The 19,652-nt window shown below is 36.0% G+C and carries 18 protein-coding genes; 3 read left to right on the top strand and 15 right to left on the bottom strand.

Annotation, left to right across the window (positions count from 1 at the left end; translation table 11 throughout):
• Positions 1-205: 205 nt before the first annotated feature.
• On the top strand, positions 206-664 hold the full coding sequence (locus DP68_RS02230) for a MarR family winged helix-turn-helix transcriptional regulator (protein WP_035305431.1): 459 nt from the start codon (positions 206-208) through the stop codon (positions 662-664).
• 197 nt (positions 665-861) lie between these two features.
• Positions 862-1,251 (top strand): hypothetical protein, encoded by a 390-nt coding sequence (locus DP68_RS02225; RefSeq protein WP_035305428.1) that lies wholly within the window; start codon positions 862-864, stop codon positions 1,249-1,251.
• 473 nt (positions 1,252-1,724) lie between these two features.
• Here the strand turns inward: DP68_RS02225 and DP68_RS02220 are convergent, their stop codons facing one another.
• The 9 genes from DP68_RS02220 to DP68_RS02180 form a co-directional block, all read right to left on the bottom strand.
• Positions 1,725-2,702, bottom strand: a complete 978-nt coding sequence (locus tag DP68_RS02220; protein ID WP_035305426.1) for a Gfo/Idh/MocA family oxidoreductase — start codon at positions 2,700-2,702, stop codon at positions 1,725-1,727.
• A 16-nt stretch (positions 2,703-2,718) separates the two neighbouring features.
• Positions 2,719-3,453 carry a copper homeostasis protein CutC gene (locus tag DP68_RS02215; protein WP_291546904.1) on the bottom strand — a complete coding sequence of 245 codons (735 nt, stop codon included), beginning with the start codon at positions 3,451-3,453 and terminating at the stop codon, positions 2,719-2,721.
• 56 nt (positions 3,454-3,509) lie between these two features.
• On the bottom strand, positions 3,510-6,044 hold the full coding sequence (locus DP68_RS02210; RefSeq protein ID WP_052085596.1) for a transglutaminase-like domain-containing protein: 2,535 nt from the start codon (positions 6,042-6,044) through the stop codon (positions 3,510-3,512).
• Positions 6,045-6,083: 39 nt separating this feature from the next.
• Positions 6,084-7,064 (bottom strand): ABC transporter ATP-binding protein, encoded by a 981-nt coding sequence (locus DP68_RS02205; protein WP_035305423.1) that lies wholly within the window; start codon positions 7,062-7,064, stop codon positions 6,084-6,086.
• Positions 7,057-8,076, bottom strand: a complete 1,020-nt coding sequence (locus DP68_RS02200; RefSeq protein WP_035305420.1) for an ABC transporter ATP-binding protein — start codon at positions 8,074-8,076, stop codon at positions 7,057-7,059. The genes DP68_RS02205 and DP68_RS02200 overlap by 8 nt, the downstream gene beginning before the upstream one ends.
• A gap of 11 nt (positions 8,077-8,087) precedes the next feature.
• On the bottom strand, positions 8,088-9,014 hold the full coding sequence (locus DP68_RS02195; protein ID WP_035305417.1) for an ABC transporter permease: 927 nt from the start codon (positions 9,012-9,014) through the stop codon (positions 8,088-8,090).
• 7 nt (positions 9,015-9,021) lie between these two features.
• Positions 9,022-9,960, bottom strand: a complete 939-nt coding sequence (locus DP68_RS02190; RefSeq protein ID WP_035305414.1) for an ABC transporter permease — start codon at positions 9,958-9,960, stop codon at positions 9,022-9,024.
• Between the two features lie 129 nt (positions 9,961-10,089).
• Positions 10,090-11,709 carry a peptide ABC transporter substrate-binding protein gene (locus tag DP68_RS02185; protein ID WP_035305411.1) on the bottom strand — a complete coding sequence of 540 codons (1,620 nt, stop codon included), beginning with the start codon at positions 11,707-11,709 and terminating at the stop codon, positions 10,090-10,092.
• 215 nt (positions 11,710-11,924) lie between these two features.
• Positions 11,925-12,884 (bottom strand): ROK family glucokinase, encoded by a 960-nt coding sequence (locus DP68_RS02180; RefSeq protein ID WP_035305408.1) that lies wholly within the window; start codon positions 12,882-12,884, stop codon positions 11,925-11,927.
• A 498-nt stretch (positions 12,885-13,382) separates the two neighbouring features.
• Here DP68_RS02180 and DP68_RS02175 point away from each other — a divergent pair, with 498 nt between their 5' ends.
• Positions 13,383-14,414, top strand: coding sequence for an ROK family protein (locus tag DP68_RS02175; RefSeq protein ID WP_291546899.1), 1,032 nt, complete (start codon positions 13,383-13,385; stop codon positions 14,412-14,414).
• Between the two features lie 194 nt (positions 14,415-14,608).
• On the opposite strand, the gene nagB is transcribed toward DP68_RS02175, so the two are convergent.
• From nagB to DP68_RS02140, 6 genes are all read right to left on the bottom strand, one after another.
• Complete coding sequence (gene nagB, locus DP68_RS02170) at positions 14,609-15,376, bottom strand: glucosamine-6-phosphate deaminase (protein ID WP_035305402.1); 768 nt, start codon at positions 15,374-15,376, stop codon at positions 14,609-14,611.
• 3 nt (positions 15,377-15,379) lie between these two features.
• A complete protein-coding gene (gene nagA, locus DP68_RS02165; protein WP_035305399.1) occupies positions 15,380-16,516 on the bottom strand; it encodes an N-acetylglucosamine-6-phosphate deacetylase in 1,137 nt (378 codons plus the stop codon).
• 17 nt (positions 16,517-16,533) lie between these two features.
• Positions 16,534-17,268 carry a GntR family transcriptional regulator gene (locus DP68_RS02160; protein ID WP_035305396.1) on the bottom strand — a complete coding sequence of 245 codons (735 nt, stop codon included), beginning with the start codon at positions 17,266-17,268 and terminating at the stop codon, positions 16,534-16,536.
• 295 nt (positions 17,269-17,563) lie between these two features.
• Complete coding sequence (locus DP68_RS02150) at positions 17,564-17,977, bottom strand: hypothetical protein (protein ID WP_035305389.1); 414 nt, start codon at positions 17,975-17,977, stop codon at positions 17,564-17,566.
• A 120-nt stretch (positions 17,978-18,097) separates the two neighbouring features.
• Positions 18,098-19,054, bottom strand: a complete 957-nt coding sequence (locus DP68_RS02145; protein WP_035305386.1) for a DUF4367 domain-containing protein — start codon at positions 19,052-19,054, stop codon at positions 18,098-18,100.
• Positions 19,044-19,559, bottom strand: a complete 516-nt coding sequence (locus DP68_RS02140) for a sigma-70 family RNA polymerase sigma factor (RefSeq protein ID WP_035305383.1) — start codon at positions 19,557-19,559, stop codon at positions 19,044-19,046. The genes DP68_RS02145 and DP68_RS02140 overlap by 11 nt, the downstream gene beginning before the upstream one ends.
• Positions 19,560-19,652 lie beyond the last annotated feature (93 nt).

Here is a 19,652-nt window from a genome sequence, read left to right as displayed (position 1 = left end):
TATAGCGATTATTTCGTTATACGATATATTATATTATCTTCTATGATAATGTCAAGAAAATCATTCAGTAATAGAGTTATATCAGAAGTTGCCTTTATTTTTTTATTATCCATATTGTTGGCGAAAAATCTGCAAATAAAAACTTGTAAACACATAGACAAATTTATTATAATAAATTAACATATACTCTATGAGGTGAATTTTTTTGAATAAACAATCAAATATAGATATAAGAAAATTTATAGACACTTTTGAAGCTTTAGCAAGAATTGAAAGGCATAATCAAACTATAATGGGAATAAAGAAAAGCGAAGCTCGAGTTTTACTTTGTATAGACTTTCTTTCTAAGGAAAAAAAATGTAAAGTTAATATTTCAGAAATTAGTAAAAATCTTTCTATTACTTCTCCAAGCACCACTGAATTCGTAAAAAATTTAACTAATAAAGGTTACATAGAAAGGCATATTAATCAAAATGATAAAAGAGTTATTGAAATAACATTAACTGATGAAGGAAAAAAAATAGTACAGGATTTAAAAAAGTATTTTAATTCTTTATTTTCTGGCATTATAGAAAGATTAGGAATAGAACAAAGTGAATTATTAATTGAATTATTAGATAAAGTTAATATCTATTTTAATGAATGGTATAGTAAGATTAATTAATAATTAGCCCCAAATAGAAACTAAATTTCTATTTGGGGCTAATCTATTTTTTATTAGCTTTATAGAAGCTATTCTATTTGCTATTGACTAATTATTATAAACATGCTAGTATATTAGTTAGGTAGCCTACCTAACCAATATACTGTGAACATATATAAATTAATATAAAAATTTAAATTTTTGAGGTGAATAAAATTTTGAGAAAATCATACGTTGTAATGTCATGCATGTTTTTAATTGCATTAGGTGTAATTTCTAAAGCATTTATTTTAAATGAAGGAATAAAACTATTTTTACTAGTGTTCTTCATAGTTGGTTGTGGTTTAGGTTTATTAAGATTATTTGTTAATAATTCAATCAAGAAAATGAAAGGTAAAGATTGGAAGATAAAAGCTCTTTTTGTTGGAGTTTTACTTGGTGTAGGTCTTCCTTTCCAAACTTGGTTTAGAACCAAGGTATTATTTAGCATGAATTCTGAATATTTACCTGGAAGTATTTTTATAATGGTTACAGGTATCATTTTTATGACAACTTTCTTTGTTTTTCTAAAAGATACAATCGCTAAATCTAAATTAGAAATAGTATAATATTTATTTAAATTTCATAGAAAAATAGCCTTACCGAAGTAATATCAATAGTTAAGGCTAAAACCTCATTTACTTATGGTACGGTTAACCTCTCCAAATTCCAAATCTGTACATAAGGAAAAACCCTAGACTAATCTCATTGGTTGAGGATTTCATTGTTTGAGACGAACGTTTGTCTTCTATCCCCCTTTCCACTACTCTAAAAACCCATATAAAAATTATGCCGCATTTTTAATGGAATTAGTATCAAAACATATAAAAAACAAAAGCCCATAGGATCAAAAATCCTCTGGGCATATGTATAAAAAGTTATCGTCTTTGACCTTGTTTCCTGTGTTTTCTTTCAATGCTACAAATTGTTCATGGTAGTTCTTTTCGGCTCTCTCTTTGCAGATTTCAATACCCTTGATACAATATCATCATCCGTTTCAATATAGATACCCTTATGTCCTTGAAACAATAACCATACCATATTACTTGGTATCTGTTAATATTTTCTCCATGATTTCTACACCTGTTATGATCTGTTCACGACTGATTCTATTGGATGAAACGCCTTTTTCGATACATGAAATAAAATGATAAAGCTCACGATAGAACATCCCTGTGGATGGTAAGTTGATGCTTGTTGGCACTATAATATCTTCTTCCAAATTATAATAAAATGGTTCTTCATTAGGCTGATACAATGCCACCGTATTGCCGTCACTTTCCATAAGTCCTCTTTCAAAGTAAACGCGCCAGCTTGCCCTAAATGGATAATTGCAATTGAACCACGCAGCTTCTGCAGTGACGTTCAAATTCTCAAAGGAGTAGTTAATCCTGTATTCCTCCTTGTAACTAAGCTCTTCTTTTCCACAGCATGTATAGTTGAAACCTTTGGGTTTACCAAAAAGGCTGATAATCAAATCCAAGTCATGTACGTGCAAATCAAAGGGGAGAACTCCGCTTTTCTCCTTGTCAAAAATCCAATCCCCTTTAATCCACTGAGGACGCCCAGAGACCCTTTGAAAGTATCCATCTAAAGGCCTGCCATATTTACCACTTTTAACAGCCTCACGAAGGATTTCAGATTCCTTTGTAAACTGGACAACCTGAGCTACAAATATAAGGAGTTTTTTCTCATAGGCTAAGTTAAACATTTCTTCGGCATCTTTCTTGTGAAGCGCAATAGGCTTCTCCACAATGACATGTTTGCCTAGGTTCAGACTTTCGAGAACCTGCTCTTTGTGAAGGTAGGTTGGTGTACAGATATCTATTACATCTACTTCCTCATTCTTTACCATGGATTCTATATTTCTATAAGGGGCAATTTTATACTCCCTTGCTTTTTCTTCACTTTTCTCAGAGCCGCACACAGCTGCAACAACTTTACATCCATCGATATAATTATAATTATTATAATGAACATTACCCATTCCTCCGATTCCGACAATACCAACCCTAACCATTCTCTCCCTCCATCATCTATGACTTGAGATTTTTAAATATCTCAATCAGTTCTTTAAGACTCTTGCTGTCAACATCTCCGAAACAAGATTTATTATATCGCACCGCAGTTCCAAAATGGTATTCTGAAGCTCCAGTTTCTTCAATTATTTGTTTCACATTGTCAAAGTTCAGGCCTCCTCCTACCATTACTTCTATGTGACCTGAATTTTTAACCATATCTTTTATGGTCTGAATATTCCTTAATATATTCCCTTTTCCTCCTGATGTCAGCACGGTCTTTATCTGAGGATATCTAGAAAGTAACTTTATCCCCTCAACAATATCAGGCAGCTCATCGATTGCTCTATGAAACGTTATGTCAAGGCCGCTGCAAAGTTCTATTAATTCCTGAATACTATCTTCACATATTCTACCATTACCATCCAGAGCCCCAAATACCACACCATTAGCTCCCAGTTCTCTGGCAACAGCAATATCCCTTTTCATGGCATCTATTTCCTCGTTGGTATATACAAAAGATTTAGAGTGAGGTCTTATCATAACATTTACGGGGATTTTTACCGTCTGAACAACCTTCTCTATCATTCCATAGCTTGGAGTCAGACCACCTTCAGAAAAAGCGCTAATAAGCTCTATCCTTTCTCCCCCACAATCTTCAATACGTCTTGCATCATCAGGTGTCATAGCAATAATTTCAATCATACAATCATTCTCCTCTATATATCCTGTATAACTATACTTAAGAGGCACCTCCCTAGGCCCCTCTTAAGTTTTTGCATAATGCTTATTTTATAATCGCACTATACCTACAAGCTCATAATTTTTACTATTAAACCTACTACTCCAACATTGTATCCGCTACAAGCGTATATACCTTTGCTACCTCTTGTAGCTACTGTAAGAGGTAAGTTTTCAGGATTAACATACATTCTACGAGCCATAGTAGCTGCAGTATCAGAGAAATCGGAGTAATACACCTTTGCAGTTGGAATTGCCTTACATGCTTTTTTAAATGTCTCGTTACCTAGTGCATTCTTATCTCTGATAATAAAAATAATTTCACAATCCATCTTATTTAAAACATCCTGTGCCTGAATAAACTCATTTAAAACATGCTCTGTAGGCTCATGTCCTTCCTCTAGCCATACAAACACCGCGGGTTTATCTTCACTTACAACCTCTGTTGAACTTACTTCTTTATCTTCATTATATAGCTTGAATGGTGTAAAGGATATATCGGTAGTTAAATTCGATATATCTACCTCACGCAATGATATAGCAAGAGTCTTTAATCCACCGGTTTCCAGTTTGAAACAATATTTTTTTGCAAACTGATTGCCGTTAGGTGTTCTATTTGATGTTATAAGTCGATAATTGCCAGGTTTTAATGAAAGCTCCATCTGACCATTTGACCAGTTGTAATCAGCAAGCTCCAAGGTCTGGTACATACCTTCTATTAAAACAGCGATAGTCCAATTGTTCAAATAAAACCATTTTTCTTCCCCGCCTACAAGAATTAATCTGGCATTACCTTCATCTTCACCAGAATTATCCTCTACATTTATAAACCTGTCCTTCTCATAATACTGAAGAGTCAAGTCAACTGGATTAATACGTGCAGGTATGCCTAGAGTCCTGCAAATAGCTGTAAAGAGTATCTTTTTACCTTTTAAACCTGCAAGACCGCTGCGAATAATACCTTCAGGTGTTCCAACAAGCCGTTCATGGTACCTGCTGGAGTCTAATTGAAATCCTAAGACATACTCCCAAATCCTCCTTGGATGCTCTTTGAAAGCCATCTTCGTTTGATTATCAAAGACTGAAGAAATATATTTACGATATGGTGTGAGCTGTTCATAATGCGCTCTTGGGCACATAATATATTGTACAAATATTTCAACAGGATAGTCCTTTTGATACTTCAATGCCTCTTTAAAATGTTCTGCAAGAACACTGCATTTCACATCTCTATAATCTTTTTTCACTAGGGATTGAAGCATTTTAAGCTGCAGTTCTTTGTTTTCCATGCCAAAATCCATTAAAAGAAAATCATGTATTTCCTTAAAATTCCCTTCCGCAGCCTTCAAAATATCCATTACTTGCTGTGGCTGACTGAACTTAGCAGCTAACTTTTCCGCCTTTTCTTCCTTATAAAATCCCTTTGCGTACTCTTTTCGTTTCTGTTCTGAACTGCTTATTACCTGATGTCGCAGTTTCTTTTGCTCTTCTGTAAGCTGGACATTATTCCTCATACTGTCCTTTGGTGCACTAAAGTTAAACTCTTGTTCATATTCTGGTTCTATTTGTACAGCCTTTGAAAAATCCAGTGTGATAGAATCTGTATCACTTGTATCAATAATAGCTTCAACAAATCTACAATCCTTCTCTGCGTGAATATGTATACTACCAAAACCAAGTGTTAGACCTGCACATCCTGACTCCTCAGTTACAATTGAGGCAAGAGGGAAAAATTCCGATCCATTAAGCATCTCAAAATGTACAGTAACTCCAGCCATAGGCATTGGGTCTTTTACAGTTACAGTGAAATATCTCGACGGCGCATAGCGGCTCAATTCGTTAAAAATAAGGGTTTGTCCATTTCCGGTAACAACCTCTTCCTCTGCAACCGGCAAATAAGCTTTTGCATCCACTAGCATAGCCCTTGCAGATGCATTATTGAACCAGCCTCTATTTAAAACAGGTTCTGGCTCACAGGCTCCTAGGTAGTACCATTCTCCATCACACCATACCTCTACCCATGCGTGATTATCATCACAATGAGCCCATCTTGGGGTATATACCTGCCTTGCGGGAATGCCCACGCTGCGCATTGCTGTAGCCAACAAAGTAGACTCCTCCCCGCACCTTCCGTAAGAAGATCTTAATACTGTCAAAGGTGAAGCTGTTCTTTCATCTGTAGCTTGATAAGTTACATACTCAGCACACCAAATATTCACTTCAAGAGCTGCTTCCTTCATATTTTTCCCCATGACTCTATCCTTTAGTGCGTTATATAAAAACGGTCTGCAGTCTTCAATATTTTCGTTATTAACTCTATAGTACAAAACAAAATTAAAGAAAATGTCTTCTGGAATCAAATTCTTCCACTGAGAGTTTTCTGCAAGGAATAGTCCGAAGTTTGCAAATTTCTTATATAAAGAAAAATCATAATCCCCAATATCTGCAGCAGGCATTGTGCCGTAAAAAAACTCTAATATCACCTTCTCATCTTCACTGCAATCCTGCAGTTTCATAAGAATTTCCTTTTCAAGCAGCCCTAGTGGCAAACTTTCCATAAACTTATTGTGAATTGTATTTTTTATGATTTTCGTAAACAACATTTCGTTTTCCTCCCGTACATACTCTGTTTATAAAAAAATCTAAACCTCAGTATCTTTTATGTAATGGCAAGCAACCCAGTGACCAGGTTTAATCTCAGTCATTTTTGGCATCTGTTTCTTGCAGATATCTGTAGCCTTTGGGCAGCGTGAACAAAAATGACAGTTGTCATCTAAATTAATTGGATTTGGAATTGTTCCTTTAAGCGTAATGCGGCTGCGGGACATTTCCAAATCTGGGTCAGGAAGTGGTATAGCTGAAATCAGCGCTTGTGTATAAGGGTGAATAGGGTTTTGAAACAATTCATCGCTGTCAGCCATTTCTACCATGCTGCCCAGATACATTACTCCTACACGATCGCTGATATACTTAACCATCGAAAGGTCATGAGCAATAAAAAGATATGTCAAATTGCCCTTTTTCTGCAATGTCTTTAGAAGATTAATTATCTGAGCCTGTATTGAAACATCAAGTGCTGAAATAGGTTCATCCGCAATAATAAAATCTGGAGTAACCGCTAATGCACGTGCAATGCCTATACGCTGCCTTTGTCCTCCCGAGAATTCATGTGGGAATCTGTTAGCATGCCCTTGCTGCAAACCTACTAACTCCAAAAGTTCCACCGCCATCCTGGTGCGTTCCTGAGCATTTTTAGCCATACCATGAGCATCAATACCCTCTGCAATAATGTCTATAACCTTCATTCGAGGATTTAGGGACGCATAAGGGTCTTGAAATATCATCTGCATACGCCTTGAAAGCTCACGCCTCTGCGTAATATTAAAATTGTCATGAACATTTATTCCATCAAATTTAACAGTCCCACCACTTGTTCCATAAAGCTTGATTATTGTACGTCCTAGTGTGGACTTTCCACATCCAGATTCTCCAACCAGTCCAAAGGTTTCACCTTTATAAATATCAAAACTGACGTTATCTACTGCTTTTAGAATTTTATTTTTTCCTACATTAAAATATCGCTTTAAGTTTTTGACCTGTAATAATACCTCTTTATTAGACATTTTTACCACCACCCTTTGCATCCCTAACAGCCCTAGCCTTTGCCCTGTCATCTAGCAGCCAACAAGCTGCGCAGTGCATATCTGAGAGCTTAGTGTAGTCAGGCATATATTTTTGACAAACCTTCATTGTATGTTCACATCGTGCAGCAAAAGGGCAGCCTTTCGGCGGATCCATTAAATCAGGTGGAGTACCTGGGATTGAATAAAGCTGCTTATCAGTTTTGTGCATGTTGGGAATAGATGCCAAAAGCCCCCTTGTATATGGATGTGAGGCTTCATAGAACAATTTCCGTTTGCTACCTACTTCCACCAGCTTACCACCATACATTACAGCAACACGATCCGCAATGTTTGCAACGACACCTAAATTATGCGTAATAATAATGATGGAGGTGTCAACTTTTCCCTGCAATTCCTTCATTAAATCTAGTATTTGTGCCTGTATCGTTACATCCAGCGCCGTGGTTGGTTCATCAGCGATTAAAACCTTAGGGCTGCATGCTAATGCAATAGCAATGATAACACGCTGACGCATACCACCGGACAATTGGTGCGGATATTGATTAAACCTTGTTTCAGGATTGTTTATTCCAACCAATTCAAGCTGCTTAATTGCCTTTGCTTTCATCTGCTCCCTAGAAAGGTCACTGCAGTGCTCCTGCAACACTTCCATAATCTGTTTACCAATAGACATGGTAGGGTTAAGCGAAGTCATGGGGTCCTGAAATATCATGGAAATTTCACGACCACGGATTTTAAGCATCTGACCCTCACTTAGTCCTGAGATACGTCTTCCCTCAAGAAATATAGACCCTTCAACTATTTTCCCATTGGATGGTAGCAGTCCCATAATACCTTTCATGGTAATAGATTTTCCAGAACCAGATTCACCTACTATTGCAAGAATCTCTCCCTTATCTAATGTAAAGCTTACATTGGATAAAGCTTGAACTACACCCTGATGCGTTTTTATATGAACATTTAAATTATCCACTTTTAAAAGATTATCCATTTTACTCCCCCTTACTGCCTCATTTTAGGATCCAGCGCATCACGAAGCCCATCCCCTAAAATACTAAAGCATACCATGATTAAAACAATAACTATAGCAGGAAATATCAAAAGGTACGGATAATTATGAAGCACCTGATACCCGTTGTTAATTAAAACACCAAGGGATGCCTTTGGCTCTGCAAGGCCTATGCCAATAAAACTTAAAAATGCTTCAGTAAATATAGCAGATGGAATTGTAAACATTACATTAATTACAATAACTCCAATTGTATTGGGAATTAAATGCTTAAGTATTATTCCCCTGCTGCTTGTGCCTAAAACCTGGGCAGCCATAACAAACTCCAGATTCTTCAATTTAAGAATTTGCGCACGTACAAGACGTGCCATATTAACCCAACCCGTTATTGAAAGCGCTATGACAACCGTCCATACTCCCGCTGGCATTACCATCATCAACAAAATAACAATTATAAGATGAGGGATACCTACAAGGATTTCAATAATACGCTGCATTATGGCATCTATTCTACCACCAAGTAAAGCTGACACTGAACCAAAGGAGACACCAATGAACAAGTCAATACATGCCGCCGCAACAGCAATTAACAATGAAATTCGTGTTCCATGCCAAATTCGTGTCCATTGATCCCTGCCAAACTGGTCCGTTCCGAATGGGTGTGCTATAGTAGGTCCTTGATAAGTATTCTTATAATCTGTGGCGTAATATGAATACTTTGAAAAAACTGGTCCAAAAATAGCAGCCATGATAATTATAGCTAAAACCGCCAAGCTAACAACTGCAGCCTTATTCTTTCTTAAACGGAGCCAGCCATCTTGAAATGCAGTCAGGCTAGGACTGGCAATACGCTCTTTTTCACCGTTGTCTACTATTGCATGTTCAAAAAGTTCTATAGGAATTTCAGTTTTTTGCATCATTGAATTACTAGTCCTCCTCTCCTGCCGCAAGACGAATTCTCGGGTCAATCACCGAATATAATATATCAACAATCATTATTATGAAAATGTAAAATGCACTATAAAAAATAGTAATACCCATAATAGTAGAATAATCATTTGTTTTGATAGAATCCACGAAAAGGCTGCCTATACCTGGGATGCCATAGATATTTTCTACCACAAGGGAACCGGTCAGCAGATTTACAATAATAGGGCCCAAAATAGTAACAACCGGGATAATGGAGTTTCTTACCGCATGCCTCATGATAACCTTAAACTGGCTAAGACCCTTTGCCCTTGCAGTAATAATATAGTCCTGCGCTAGCACATCAAGCATTTCAGTACGCATAAATCGTGCAATCATTGCAGTAACACTAAAGGATAAAGCAATAGATGGGAGTACAGAGCTCCTCCAGCTTTCCCAAAATGCCACTGGAAATATACCCCACTTTAAACCTACGTAGTATTGCAGCAAAGCTGCAACTACAAAGTTAGGCACAGAAACGCCTAAAACAGCCATTATCATTGTAAAATAATCAATCGCGCTATTATGCCTCCATGCAGCTATAATGCCTAGAACAAGTCCAATTGAAAGACCAATCAGCACCGCTTGAATTCCAATTAGAGCAGATGGACCGATTCGTCCAAAAACCACATCGGTAACAGGCTTACCTGAGTAAAAAAATGAGGTTCCCAAATCCCCCTTGAAAACATTAATAATATATTTTCCGTACTGCACAAGCAAGGGATCCTTTAACCCATACTTTTCTAAAAATTGTGCTTGTTGTGCTTTAGGTAATAGCGCAAAACGTTCCGAATCAAATGGGGTCCCAGGGAGATTTTTCATTAGAAAAAATGTGGCAGTTAGAATAATTAACAGGGTAATTATCAGATAAATAATGCGTTTACATATATACGAGAGCATCTTATATACCTCCTTTTCGAAAAGTAGTGACTTTAATATAAATTGATTTTTGAATAGTTTAGGTGTTAAAAAGGTGGGAGGACAATTAATTTATCCTCCCACTTATTCCTACACATATATTTAAAAATATTATTTTAAGGAAGCATATTTAAACTCAATTGGCGGTCCAAAAGGATGTGTAACCAAATTCACCACATTTGGTTTTGTCAAAATAGCAAACCCTCTGTAATAAAGCGGAGAAACTACTGCGTCTTCAGTAAGTAGTGTTTTTTCCGCATTCAACATATCCTGAAGGCGTTTTGAGTCTTCTGTTTGTTTTTTTGCATCTGCAATCAAGGCGTTGTATGTTTTGCTCATATAATTTCCTCTGTATGGTGTTCCATTGGTCCAAAGATCCAAATATGTCATCGCATCATCATAATCAGCACCCCAACCAGTAATAGCCATTTGGTAATTGTTGTCATCCATCAATTGATTCTTTGCTTTCTTAGTCTTTGAATCTATTTTTACATCTACACCTAAAGTCTTTTTAAACTGACTCTGTACATAGGTTGCAACTGTTTTTGTCACTGAATCATCCTCTGTAAGAAGGGTTAATGAAGGTACCCCTCCAAGCTCAGCAACTCCCTTATTCCAGTATGCTTTCGCTTTTGCCTCATCGTAAGTAGTAACATTAGGGTTTAACTCACGGAAGGACTTTGTACCGTCACCATACATTGCGTTCGCTATAAGGCCAGTAGCAGGTGCGGAACCGTCACCCAAAATTGTATTTGCAAGAGTATCACGGTCAATTGCATATCCAAGAGCAAGACGGATATTCTTATTTGAAAGAGCTTTATCTTTTAGATTATATTGCATATATGTTGTTCTAAATTCGCTTATAGAGCTAAATTCAGGATTTGACTTCATTGAAGGTACATCTGAAGAAGCAAGGGTTACTTTAGAAAGTTCCCCAGACTTATACGCATTCAGGGCAGTAGATTGATCCTTAACAATACGAACATTTACATTTGGAACCTTAACATTAGCTGCATCCCAATAAGCATCGTTCTTTTTCAGTGTACTGCCGCTTGCAGGGTCATAGGAAACCAATGCATAAGGACCACAATAAATCATATTTTCAGCTTTCATACCGTACTGATCACCTTTGGACTTCACAAACGCCTCGTTTAGAGGGAAGAACATAGGAAGAACTGTTAGTCTTACAAAGTACGGTGTAGGCTGCTTAAGCTTAACCACTAATGTACAATCGTCAAGAGCTTTTATCCCTACGTCAGCAGCATTTGCCTTATTTTCAAGATACTCAGCACCGTTAACAATATAATCCGTCATAATGAAGGAATATCCATTTGTAGCGTCAATACTCATCTGTTTAAGCCAGGAATACACAAAATCCTTTGCTGTAAGCGGAGTGCCGTTGCTCCACTTAAGATTTTTCTTAAGTGTAAAGGTATAAGTTAGCTTATCATCAGAAACTTTATAGTTTTCCGCCAATGCTGGTTCAGGTTCATGCTTTGCATTTAGCCTGTAAAGTCCCTCTGATACATTGTTCAGAATCGTAAAAGAGTTATTGTCTGAAGCAGCCCACTGCACTATAGTCCTGACATCATTAGTGTCATAAACTGTAATAGTATCATTAGATTCTTTTACTGTACTGTTTGTCTTACTTGCTGACGTAAAGCCACAGCCACTGGTTCCAACAGCTGCGGTCATTATCAGGGACAAAACAGCAATTTTCCATTTTTTCATAATACACCTCTCCCTCTTATTTTTGTGATTTTGCTTTGTTTATTATAGAAAGCATTTGTAATTTGTTATGAGCTAAATATTTTCATATGCTTTCTACTTAATATACTAGGCTTGTACAGCAGGAAAGAACCTTTTATGCATTAAAGCCTAATTTATTAAACATTGTATCAATGCCCATCTTGTTTTCAACATAATTATAGATACTCTTTACAGTCTTATTGGTCATTTATATAGTATCCCAAGAAAGCTGATCCAACTATACCTGCATTGTTGCCAAGAGTTGCAATCACTATATCTCCATATTTTATATCTGTGGTATAAATCATCCTTGCAACATTTTCCTTAACCCGTTTAAGCAAAAAATCTCCCGCCTTTGACACTCCGCCACCTATGGCTATTATGTCTGGGTCAAGCACATTGTATATGTTCATTATGCCCTTTGCCAGATACTTGCACATTCTGTCTACTGCTTCTAGTGCAAGGTCATCACCAGATTTTGCTGCAGCAAAAATTTTTTCTGCAGTTATATTCTCTATTTCATTATCTGCAAGCTCTAATATCTGCGAGTTTTTTCCATCATCCTTGATCCTATGCTGCGAATATCTGATTATGGAAGTTGCAGAAGCTAATGTCTCAAAACAGCCGTTATTTCCACAGTTGCAGTCGTAGAAATTCTCTCCAACTATCATATGTCCTATTTCAGAACCAGCTGCATGACTTCCGCTGTAAATACGTCCATTGATTATTATTCCACTTCCTATTCCAGTGCCAATGGTTATCAGTACCGAATTGACTGCTCCCTTTGTAGAACCGAAAAGACTTTCAGCCAACCCAGCTACTGTAGCATCATTTTCTACATAAACTTTTCTTCCTAGCCTAGAATAAAGTTCTCTTCCCAGCTCTATATTCTTCCATGAAAGGTTGGAACAATAAATGACTTTTCCGGTATCATACTCCGCCAGTCCTGGTACACCAATACCAATTGAATGTATGTATTCTATGGGGATGCCCTGGGCACCCGCCAGTTCCTCAATCTGTTCTGCAATGTCATTTATTATGGACATATGCCCTTTTTCAATCCTGGTAGGCCTTGAATTCTGCCTTAAAATATTCCCTTCAAAATCCACCAATCCAGCCTTGATGGACGTACCTCCTAAGTCTATTCCAATAAGCATATGTTCACCTTTTATAATGTAAATTAGAATATTTCATTACATATTTCCCTTTCTGATTGTCCTTAATATACTTTTACTAAATCATTGAGGTTAGTTTGTTCACTTTGTGAACTTTCTATAATTATACATTATCACATAATTATAGAAAAGTCAAAGCTGGAATTTATATTATTCATAATTGGTTGAATATTGCCTTATAAATTCTTTGTCATTGTATTTATAAATGTGTTATGCTATTATTATGCTATTATTATAGTATATTTACAAAGTTTACTAACTCTCGATATAAGTAGGTAATATGAAATGAAACATACTGTAGATCAAACACACATAAGGTCAATAAATCAAAGAGTCTTATTAGACAAAATATACTCTAGACGGCATATATCCCGAGCGGATCTTGCACGTGAATTACACGCCAGTAAGGCTGCAGTGACAGTGAATATTGCATCATTGCTATCCAAGGGAATTATTCAGGAAGTCGGAACAGGAGTTTCTATGTCATCCGGAGGAAGAAAGCCCATTTTATTAAAGTTCAACAATACTTACCAATACATTGTTGCTATTGAATTAAATTTTGAAGATCCAATTTTTGTACTAGCTGATTTGGATGGGGAAATACTAAATAAGTTTACAATAAGCATACCTGAAGCTTCATCTTATTCTACAAGGCTGAAATATGTACTAAATGCAGTTAAATCCTTAATTTCCTTAAGCAAACTAGACAGCAGCAAACTAGCTATCATAGCAATTTCTTGTCCCGGTATCTATGATTCTGTAACAAGAAATTTTATTGCAAGCCCAAATTTTGCAAATTGGAATATAGGTGATCTTTCACAGCAACTAGAATCTCACTTCAATACCTCCGTACTTGTTGTCAACGATGTAAACTCAGCAGCTTTAGGTGAATTTACCTATGGAGCAGGAAAATCTGCAAAGAACTTAATATATATAAGCGGCGGTTTAGGAATCGGGGCTGGAATAATACTGAATGGTACTATTTTCGGGGGAACCTACAATTGTGCAGGAGAAATTTCATATGAAATAACAATTGAAAATGATCTGAGCTCTGCACGTAAATATTCATTCAACAATTTGGTTGATTCTACTAAAATAAGTGCCTTTATGGCTAAGGTTAGAAATGAAGCTCCTAAAAAAACCTCAGATGCATTTGCTGCATTAGGGAAAAGCCTTGAAACATCCACCTTTAAAGATCTCATTAAGGTTTGGCAAGGTGGCGATAGTTTCCTTGAACAATGCATAGAAGATATTGCTGTAATTATCGGTGGAACAATTTCTAATATAGTTTGTCTCTTAAATTGCGATCTGGTAATTTTCGGTGGAGAGTATTCTGTTTTTAATTCTCAAATACTTCCGATACTTAACCGTATTGTGAAGGAAAACGCCTTCATGCCAGTTAGGGTAGTTCCTGCCTTGCTAGGGGAAAATTCTGGGGTATACGGCCTTTTTTCACTTTCTAGGAATATCATATTTGATAAGTTATGTAACTCCGATCATAGCAAATCCTAGATTAGTCACTGTGGTTGTATATCACCTTAAGCTGCAGGTTGTTCCTTAAAAAATTATAATTTCCCCCATATGTTAGAAATAGACGAAATCCCTTTATTTTTTTTAATAAAAAAATAAAGCCTATCTTCAAAAGAAGATAGGCTATTTTAATATCCGAGCATTATATGAATGCATTTTATAGTTGTAATGTACTTTTACCTTTGGACAGCAATGTTAGATTCGTGTAATAACTGACCCCTGATAAATACAGCTGCATCCCTATCCACTATGATGGTAACATCAGGATGAAGCTGGAGTATGGATGCCGGAACCTTGGGAGTGATTCCGTCATATATGGCCTTATATATAGCCTCTGCCTTGGATTTGCCGCTTGCAAGCAGCAGTATTTTTTTTGACTGCATAATCGTCTTTATACCCATACTGATTGCCTGTTTGGGAACATCTTCTATATCATTAAAAAATCTAGAGTTTACATTAACGGTATTTTCATCCAATCTCACCAAATGAGTAGTTGCCTCAAATTTCAGGTTAGGCTCATTAAAGCCTATATGCCCATTGTTTCCAATGCCTAGCACCTGAAGATCAATTCCGCCCCTTTCCTGTATCCTGTTCTCGTAGTCGTTACATTCCCTTTCGATATCAATAGCCATACCATCTGGTATGTTTGCATTATCTAAATCAATGTTTATATGCCTCAAAAAATTGTCATACATATAGTGATTATAACTATTTATATTACTCTTCCCCAATCCTATATATTCATCAAGGTTAAAGGTCGTAATTTCGCCAAAATCCAGTTCCCCAACTTTATATCTCCTTATAAGCTCTTGATACATCTGGAGTGGTGTACTGCCTGTTGCAAGACCTAAAACACTATTAGGCTTCAACAGAATTTGTGCTGCAACAATGCTTGCAGCCTTTTCACTCATATCTGTATAATCTTTCGCAATTATAATTCTCATATTCTACCTCCTATACACAAGCCTGCCATTAACTATAGTTGTACAAATCTCTATATCCTCATTAAACAGTACCATGTCAGCATCCTTACCTGATTCAATACTTCCTTTTCTCCCTTCTATACCCAAGGCCCTGGCAGGATTCCAGGAAACCATTCCTACCACATCCGGCATGGCTATTCCATGATTGTGTATGAAATTCTTTATTGCTCTATCTATTGTAAGTACACTGCCTGCCAAAGCCCCATTATTCAACCTCGCCTCTTTGTTCCTCACAATCACTTCCTGCCCTCCTAGATCGTATAAGCCTTCTTCCATCAGACATGCCCTCATGGCATCTGTAATAAGTATCAACTTATCAGCACCTTTAAGTTTAAGTAGTATTTCTTGTGCAGCAGGATGTACGTGCACATTGTCCACAATCAATTCACAAGTTGCATCACTCAGCATAGCTGCCCCTACAACCCCCGGATTCCTATGATGCATTGGTGCCATTCCATTGTAGGTATGGGTGATATGACATGCACCTGCCTCTATGGCTCTAGCTGCCTCATCATAACTAGCATTACTGTGTCCTATTGATACCACTATTCCATTCTTTCTGCACTCTCTAATAAACTCCATACTCCCATTTCTCTCAGGAGCCAATGTCACTATTTTTATAATATCCTTATATTCCTCAATGAATGAGAAACTTGGATCAATAATGTGCTGACCATCCTGGGCGCCTTTGAATTTACTGCTTATGAAGGGGCCTTCCATGTGGCAGCCGAGTATTTCTGCTCCATCAAGACTGCCCATTTTTTCCCTTATATTACTCAGGGCCATCATTATCTTATTCATTTCCATGGTCATTGTTGTTGCCAGGAATGCAGTGACCCCTGTTTTTGCAATGGCTTTACTTATATTGTTCAAGGTTTCCTCTCCTGCATCCATAATGTCCTCACCAGAGCAGCCATGTATATGAATGTCTATAAATCCTGGTGCTAGGTAATTGCCCTTACCATCAATTAGCTCATCTATCATATAATTTTTAATATCATTTTCCGGGATTATACCTACAATCTTCTCATTGAAAATTACAGCCTTCTTTTCAATTACTGCATCCCTTGATATTAGCCTGCAGTTAAATATTGCTTTCATATGCTTCACCCCACCATCTATTTTTTCAAGGTTATTTCAAATTTATATTTATCAGTTCTGTACGTGGATCTTGTAACCTCAAATGGTTTACCTGATGAGGTGCACGTCTGCCTGATGAACAGCAGTGCAAGAGAGTTTTCCTTAATTCCTAGCAACTTACCTTCATATTCATCAATCATGATTGGCTCAATCGTCTGATTTGCATACTCCATATCAAGACCGTATTCAGTTCGCAAGACAGAATATAGTGATTTGTTTTCCAGTTTATTTATATTGAAATCATGACATAATGTGAGGGGTATATAAGACACCTCAAGTGCATAAGCAACCCCTTCTACTTTCCTAAGCCTTATGATCTTATATACCTTTTCCCCTTCCTCCAGCTCTAGAGAGACTCTAATTGACTTACTTGGAGATTTCTCTTCAAAGGATATTATCTCAGTATTCACTTTCAGTCCTCTCCTTATAACCATTTCTTCAGTTAATCCTGAAAGTCCTGATATTCTATAATTCATTTTAGGATCCGCCACATAAGTTCCACTTCCCTGCTCCCTGTACAAATATCCTTCCGTAACAAGACTGGTGATAGCCTTATTTACAGTCATCCTGCTAACGCCATGATATTGACACAGCTCTCTCTCTGAGACTATTAGATCTTTGGGCTTCAACTCTCCATTATCAATCATTTCCTTTATTATTTCCTTTATCTGATAGTACATTGGTATTGGTGAATTCTTATCAACCTTCTTCATATTACCTCCATAAATTGTATATGATGTCATGTTGTATATACCAATTTCCATAATACCACATATCTTAAAGATTTCAAGTACTATCTTACGGTGTTTTTGTCAAGTGAAAATCGCTTTACACAATCCAAAAAGAGTTAATCCGCGAAAACCTTTTTATAAACGGGCAAAAACCCTCGACATATCTATCGAGAGTTTCAATGGTGAAGACGAAGCACGACCTTTAAGATCTACTGCCCCCCTATATATGAAAAATGTACCAGCATTTGCTGGTACTAATAAAATAAAAATTTAAATTCTACATACGAGGTGTATATCCAGTTATAATTAATGTTGACCATTCACTATCTTCCTTATCAATCCACTGGCATTCAACATCTAAATATTTAAGCCATGCATTAAGTCCATAACTTTTCTTACTTACGTTAGGAGACTTTCTGCCATGATGTTCTTTTATAACCTCTAGCAATTCAGTTTGCTCATCCTTACCTAACTCTTTATCTACAAGTTCTAATATTACTTCAAGACATTCTGTATATGCTCTCCCATCTCCAAGATAAATTTCATCTGAGTAAACTTGTCTTTCCTTATTTAAAGCATCAATAATTTCATTAATTTCTTCTTTATTAGACAAATAATACTTTGCTCTTCTTAAAGCTTCAATATCTCCATCTAATTTATTTATCTTCTTTTCTAAGCTTTCTTTTATCATAAACATACTCTCTCTTTTCATATATTAATTGTTCTTCATTAAATACATTAATAAAGACCAATTAATTATATCAGCAATAATGTATTATTACTATTTATTTTTATATTTAAATTTTATTATTTAATTATTAATAGATTCCGCTATCTTTATTAGAGAATTTTCTGGCAAGGTACTGGATAGTAAATATTGCACATCATCTATTATCCAGGTAATTTTTGTAGTTATAACACCTGTCTTTTCATCTTTCATAGAGTCAATGTACGCCGTATTATTCCCAATAGATATACTCTCAGTTCCTGATAATTCGGATAAACTTTTACTTTGTAATATCTCAAAATCAGCTGAACTTGAGCTGTATTTCAATTTAACACATTTTTCATTTTCATCTGGAATAGATATATCAGTTAGTGTAAACCCTTCTGGAATATAGGAAGGAATCAAGATTTCACTTTCAAAGTATTCTGCAGCTTTTTCAATAGTTAATGTTTCAGGAACTAATGCTAAGCTAGTATCTGATTGAGCTTCTGTGTTCATTTCACTATCACTAATATCAGCCCTATTTTGCAAAATACTATCAGAGGCTTTACTAGAATTCTTCCTGCTTTGCGAATCAATTTCTATATTTTCTTTTACTGAATCAATGGTTTTATTTTTAGGAATATTATTTGAACCCTTCATTGCAATATCTACATTCTTCTTCTCTGATATAGCCACATTGTTTTTTATATTGATTTCGCTATTTGAGGCTGCAGGGGAATGCTTGCCCAAATCACTGCTGCCTGTTGTTTTGGCCGCTTCTTGTATTTTGCTTTCATTATCTAAGGAATTTTTCTGTTTCTGATTTATGGATTTTGCTATGTTGTTATTATTAATAGCCTGCTTATGAAACAAAGAAATAAATATTCCAACAAAAATTATTAAAGCGCCAGAAAAGGCTGCTGTTAATTTTACATTCATTATCGATTCTTTTCTATGAGTACATTTTTCTAAAGTTTTTCTTTTTAATTCATCAGTAACGTAAATATTTTCAAGTACTAAGTTTGATGCTTCTCTAAAGTTTTTCATATTATCTTCCATATTCAATCTTCCCCTTTAAATTAGATTTCAATATCGTTCTTGCACGGAAAAGGCGGCTTCTTACTGTTCCTTCTGGTATTTTTAATGCCGCACTTATATCCATTGTAGATAGTTCCTCATAGTAATAAAGAATGATAAGCTCTCTATATTTAAGAGGAAGATTCATAACTTCTTTTAATAATTCCTCATATTGCATCTTCCTTGCAATTTCTTCATCCACATTTTCATGGGTACTTTTTAGTGAATCATCACCAACGTCTTTAAAAAAGCGAACTTTTTTAAACCAGGAAATCCTTAACATATCTCGACAAGTATTTGCTGTAATGCTCATAATCCATGTCTTTTCACTGCTATTATTTTTAAATTTATTATAATTTTTATAGACTTTTACGAATACTTCCTGGAAAGCATCTTCCGCTAAATGCTTGTCCTTCAAATATAAATAAGCAATCTTCAAAACGTCATTTCCATAATCACTTATTAGTTGTTCTATTTTTTCATCCATTTCTTATCTCCTGTTAAGCATCTATGTAATAAAATAGAAATATATTTAATTAATTACTATATTTAATTAGACGTATAAAATTTGAGTTTAGTT

Origin of the sequence: Clostridium sp. HMP27 (genome assembly GCF_000765165.1) — a bacterium.
Taxonomy (GTDB): Bacteria; Bacillota; Clostridia; order Clostridiales; family Clostridiaceae; genus Clostridium_AK.
The sequence above is the reverse complement of the archived record's forward strand: the minus strand, read 5'-3'. Positions and strand labels throughout refer to the sequence as shown.

Coding starts and splice junctions, on each gene's coding strand:
- DP68_RS02220 (WP_035305426.1), bottom strand. CDS start 2,702: ATGGTTAGGGTTGGTATTGTCGGAATCGGAGGAATGGGTAATGTTCAT.
- nagA (WP_035305399.1), bottom strand. CDS start 16,516: ATGAAAGCAATATTTAACTGCAGGCTAATATCAAGGGATGCAGTAATT.
- DP68_RS02210 (WP_052085596.1), bottom strand. CDS start 6,044: ATGTTGTTTACGAAAATCATAAAAAATACAATTCACAATAAGTTTATG.
- DP68_RS02205 (WP_035305423.1), bottom strand. CDS start 7,064: ATGTCTAATAAAGAGGTATTATTACAGGTCAAAAACTTAAAGCGATAT.
- DP68_RS02185 (WP_035305411.1), bottom strand. CDS start 11,709: ATGAAAAAATGGAAAATTGCTGTTTTGTCCCTGATAATGACCGCAGCT.
- DP68_RS02180 (WP_035305408.1), bottom strand. CDS start 12,884: ATGCTTATTGGAATAGACTTAGGAGGTACGTCCATCAAGGCTGGATTG.
- DP68_RS02200 (WP_035305420.1), bottom strand. CDS start 8,076: ATGGATAATCTTTTAAAAGTGGATAATTTAAATGTTCATATAAAAACG.
- DP68_RS02150 (WP_035305389.1), bottom strand. CDS start 17,977: ATGATAAAAGAAAGCTTAGAAAAGAAGATAAATAAATTAGATGGAGAT.
- nagB (WP_035305402.1), bottom strand. CDS start 15,376: ATGAGAATTATAATTGCGAAAGATTATACAGATATGAGTGAAAAGGCT.
- DP68_RS02195 (WP_035305417.1), bottom strand. CDS start 9,014: ATGATGCAAAAAACTGAAATTCCTATAGAACTTTTTGAACATGCAATA.
- DP68_RS02145 (WP_035305386.1), bottom strand. CDS start 19,054: ATGGAAGATAATATGAAAAACTTTAGAGAAGCATCAAACTTAGTACTT.
- DP68_RS02175 (WP_291546899.1), top strand. CDS start 13,383: ATGTCATCCGGAGGAAGAAAGCCCATTTTATTAAAGTTCAACAATACT.
- DP68_RS02160 (WP_035305396.1), bottom strand. CDS start 17,268: ATGAAGAAGGTTGATAAGAATTCACCAATACCAATGTACTATCAGATA.
- DP68_RS02190 (WP_035305414.1), bottom strand. CDS start 9,960: ATGCTCTCGTATATATGTAAACGCATTATTTATCTGATAATTACCCTG.
- DP68_RS02140 (WP_035305383.1), bottom strand. CDS start 19,559: ATGGATGAAAAAATAGAACAACTAATAAGTGATTATGGAAATGACGTT.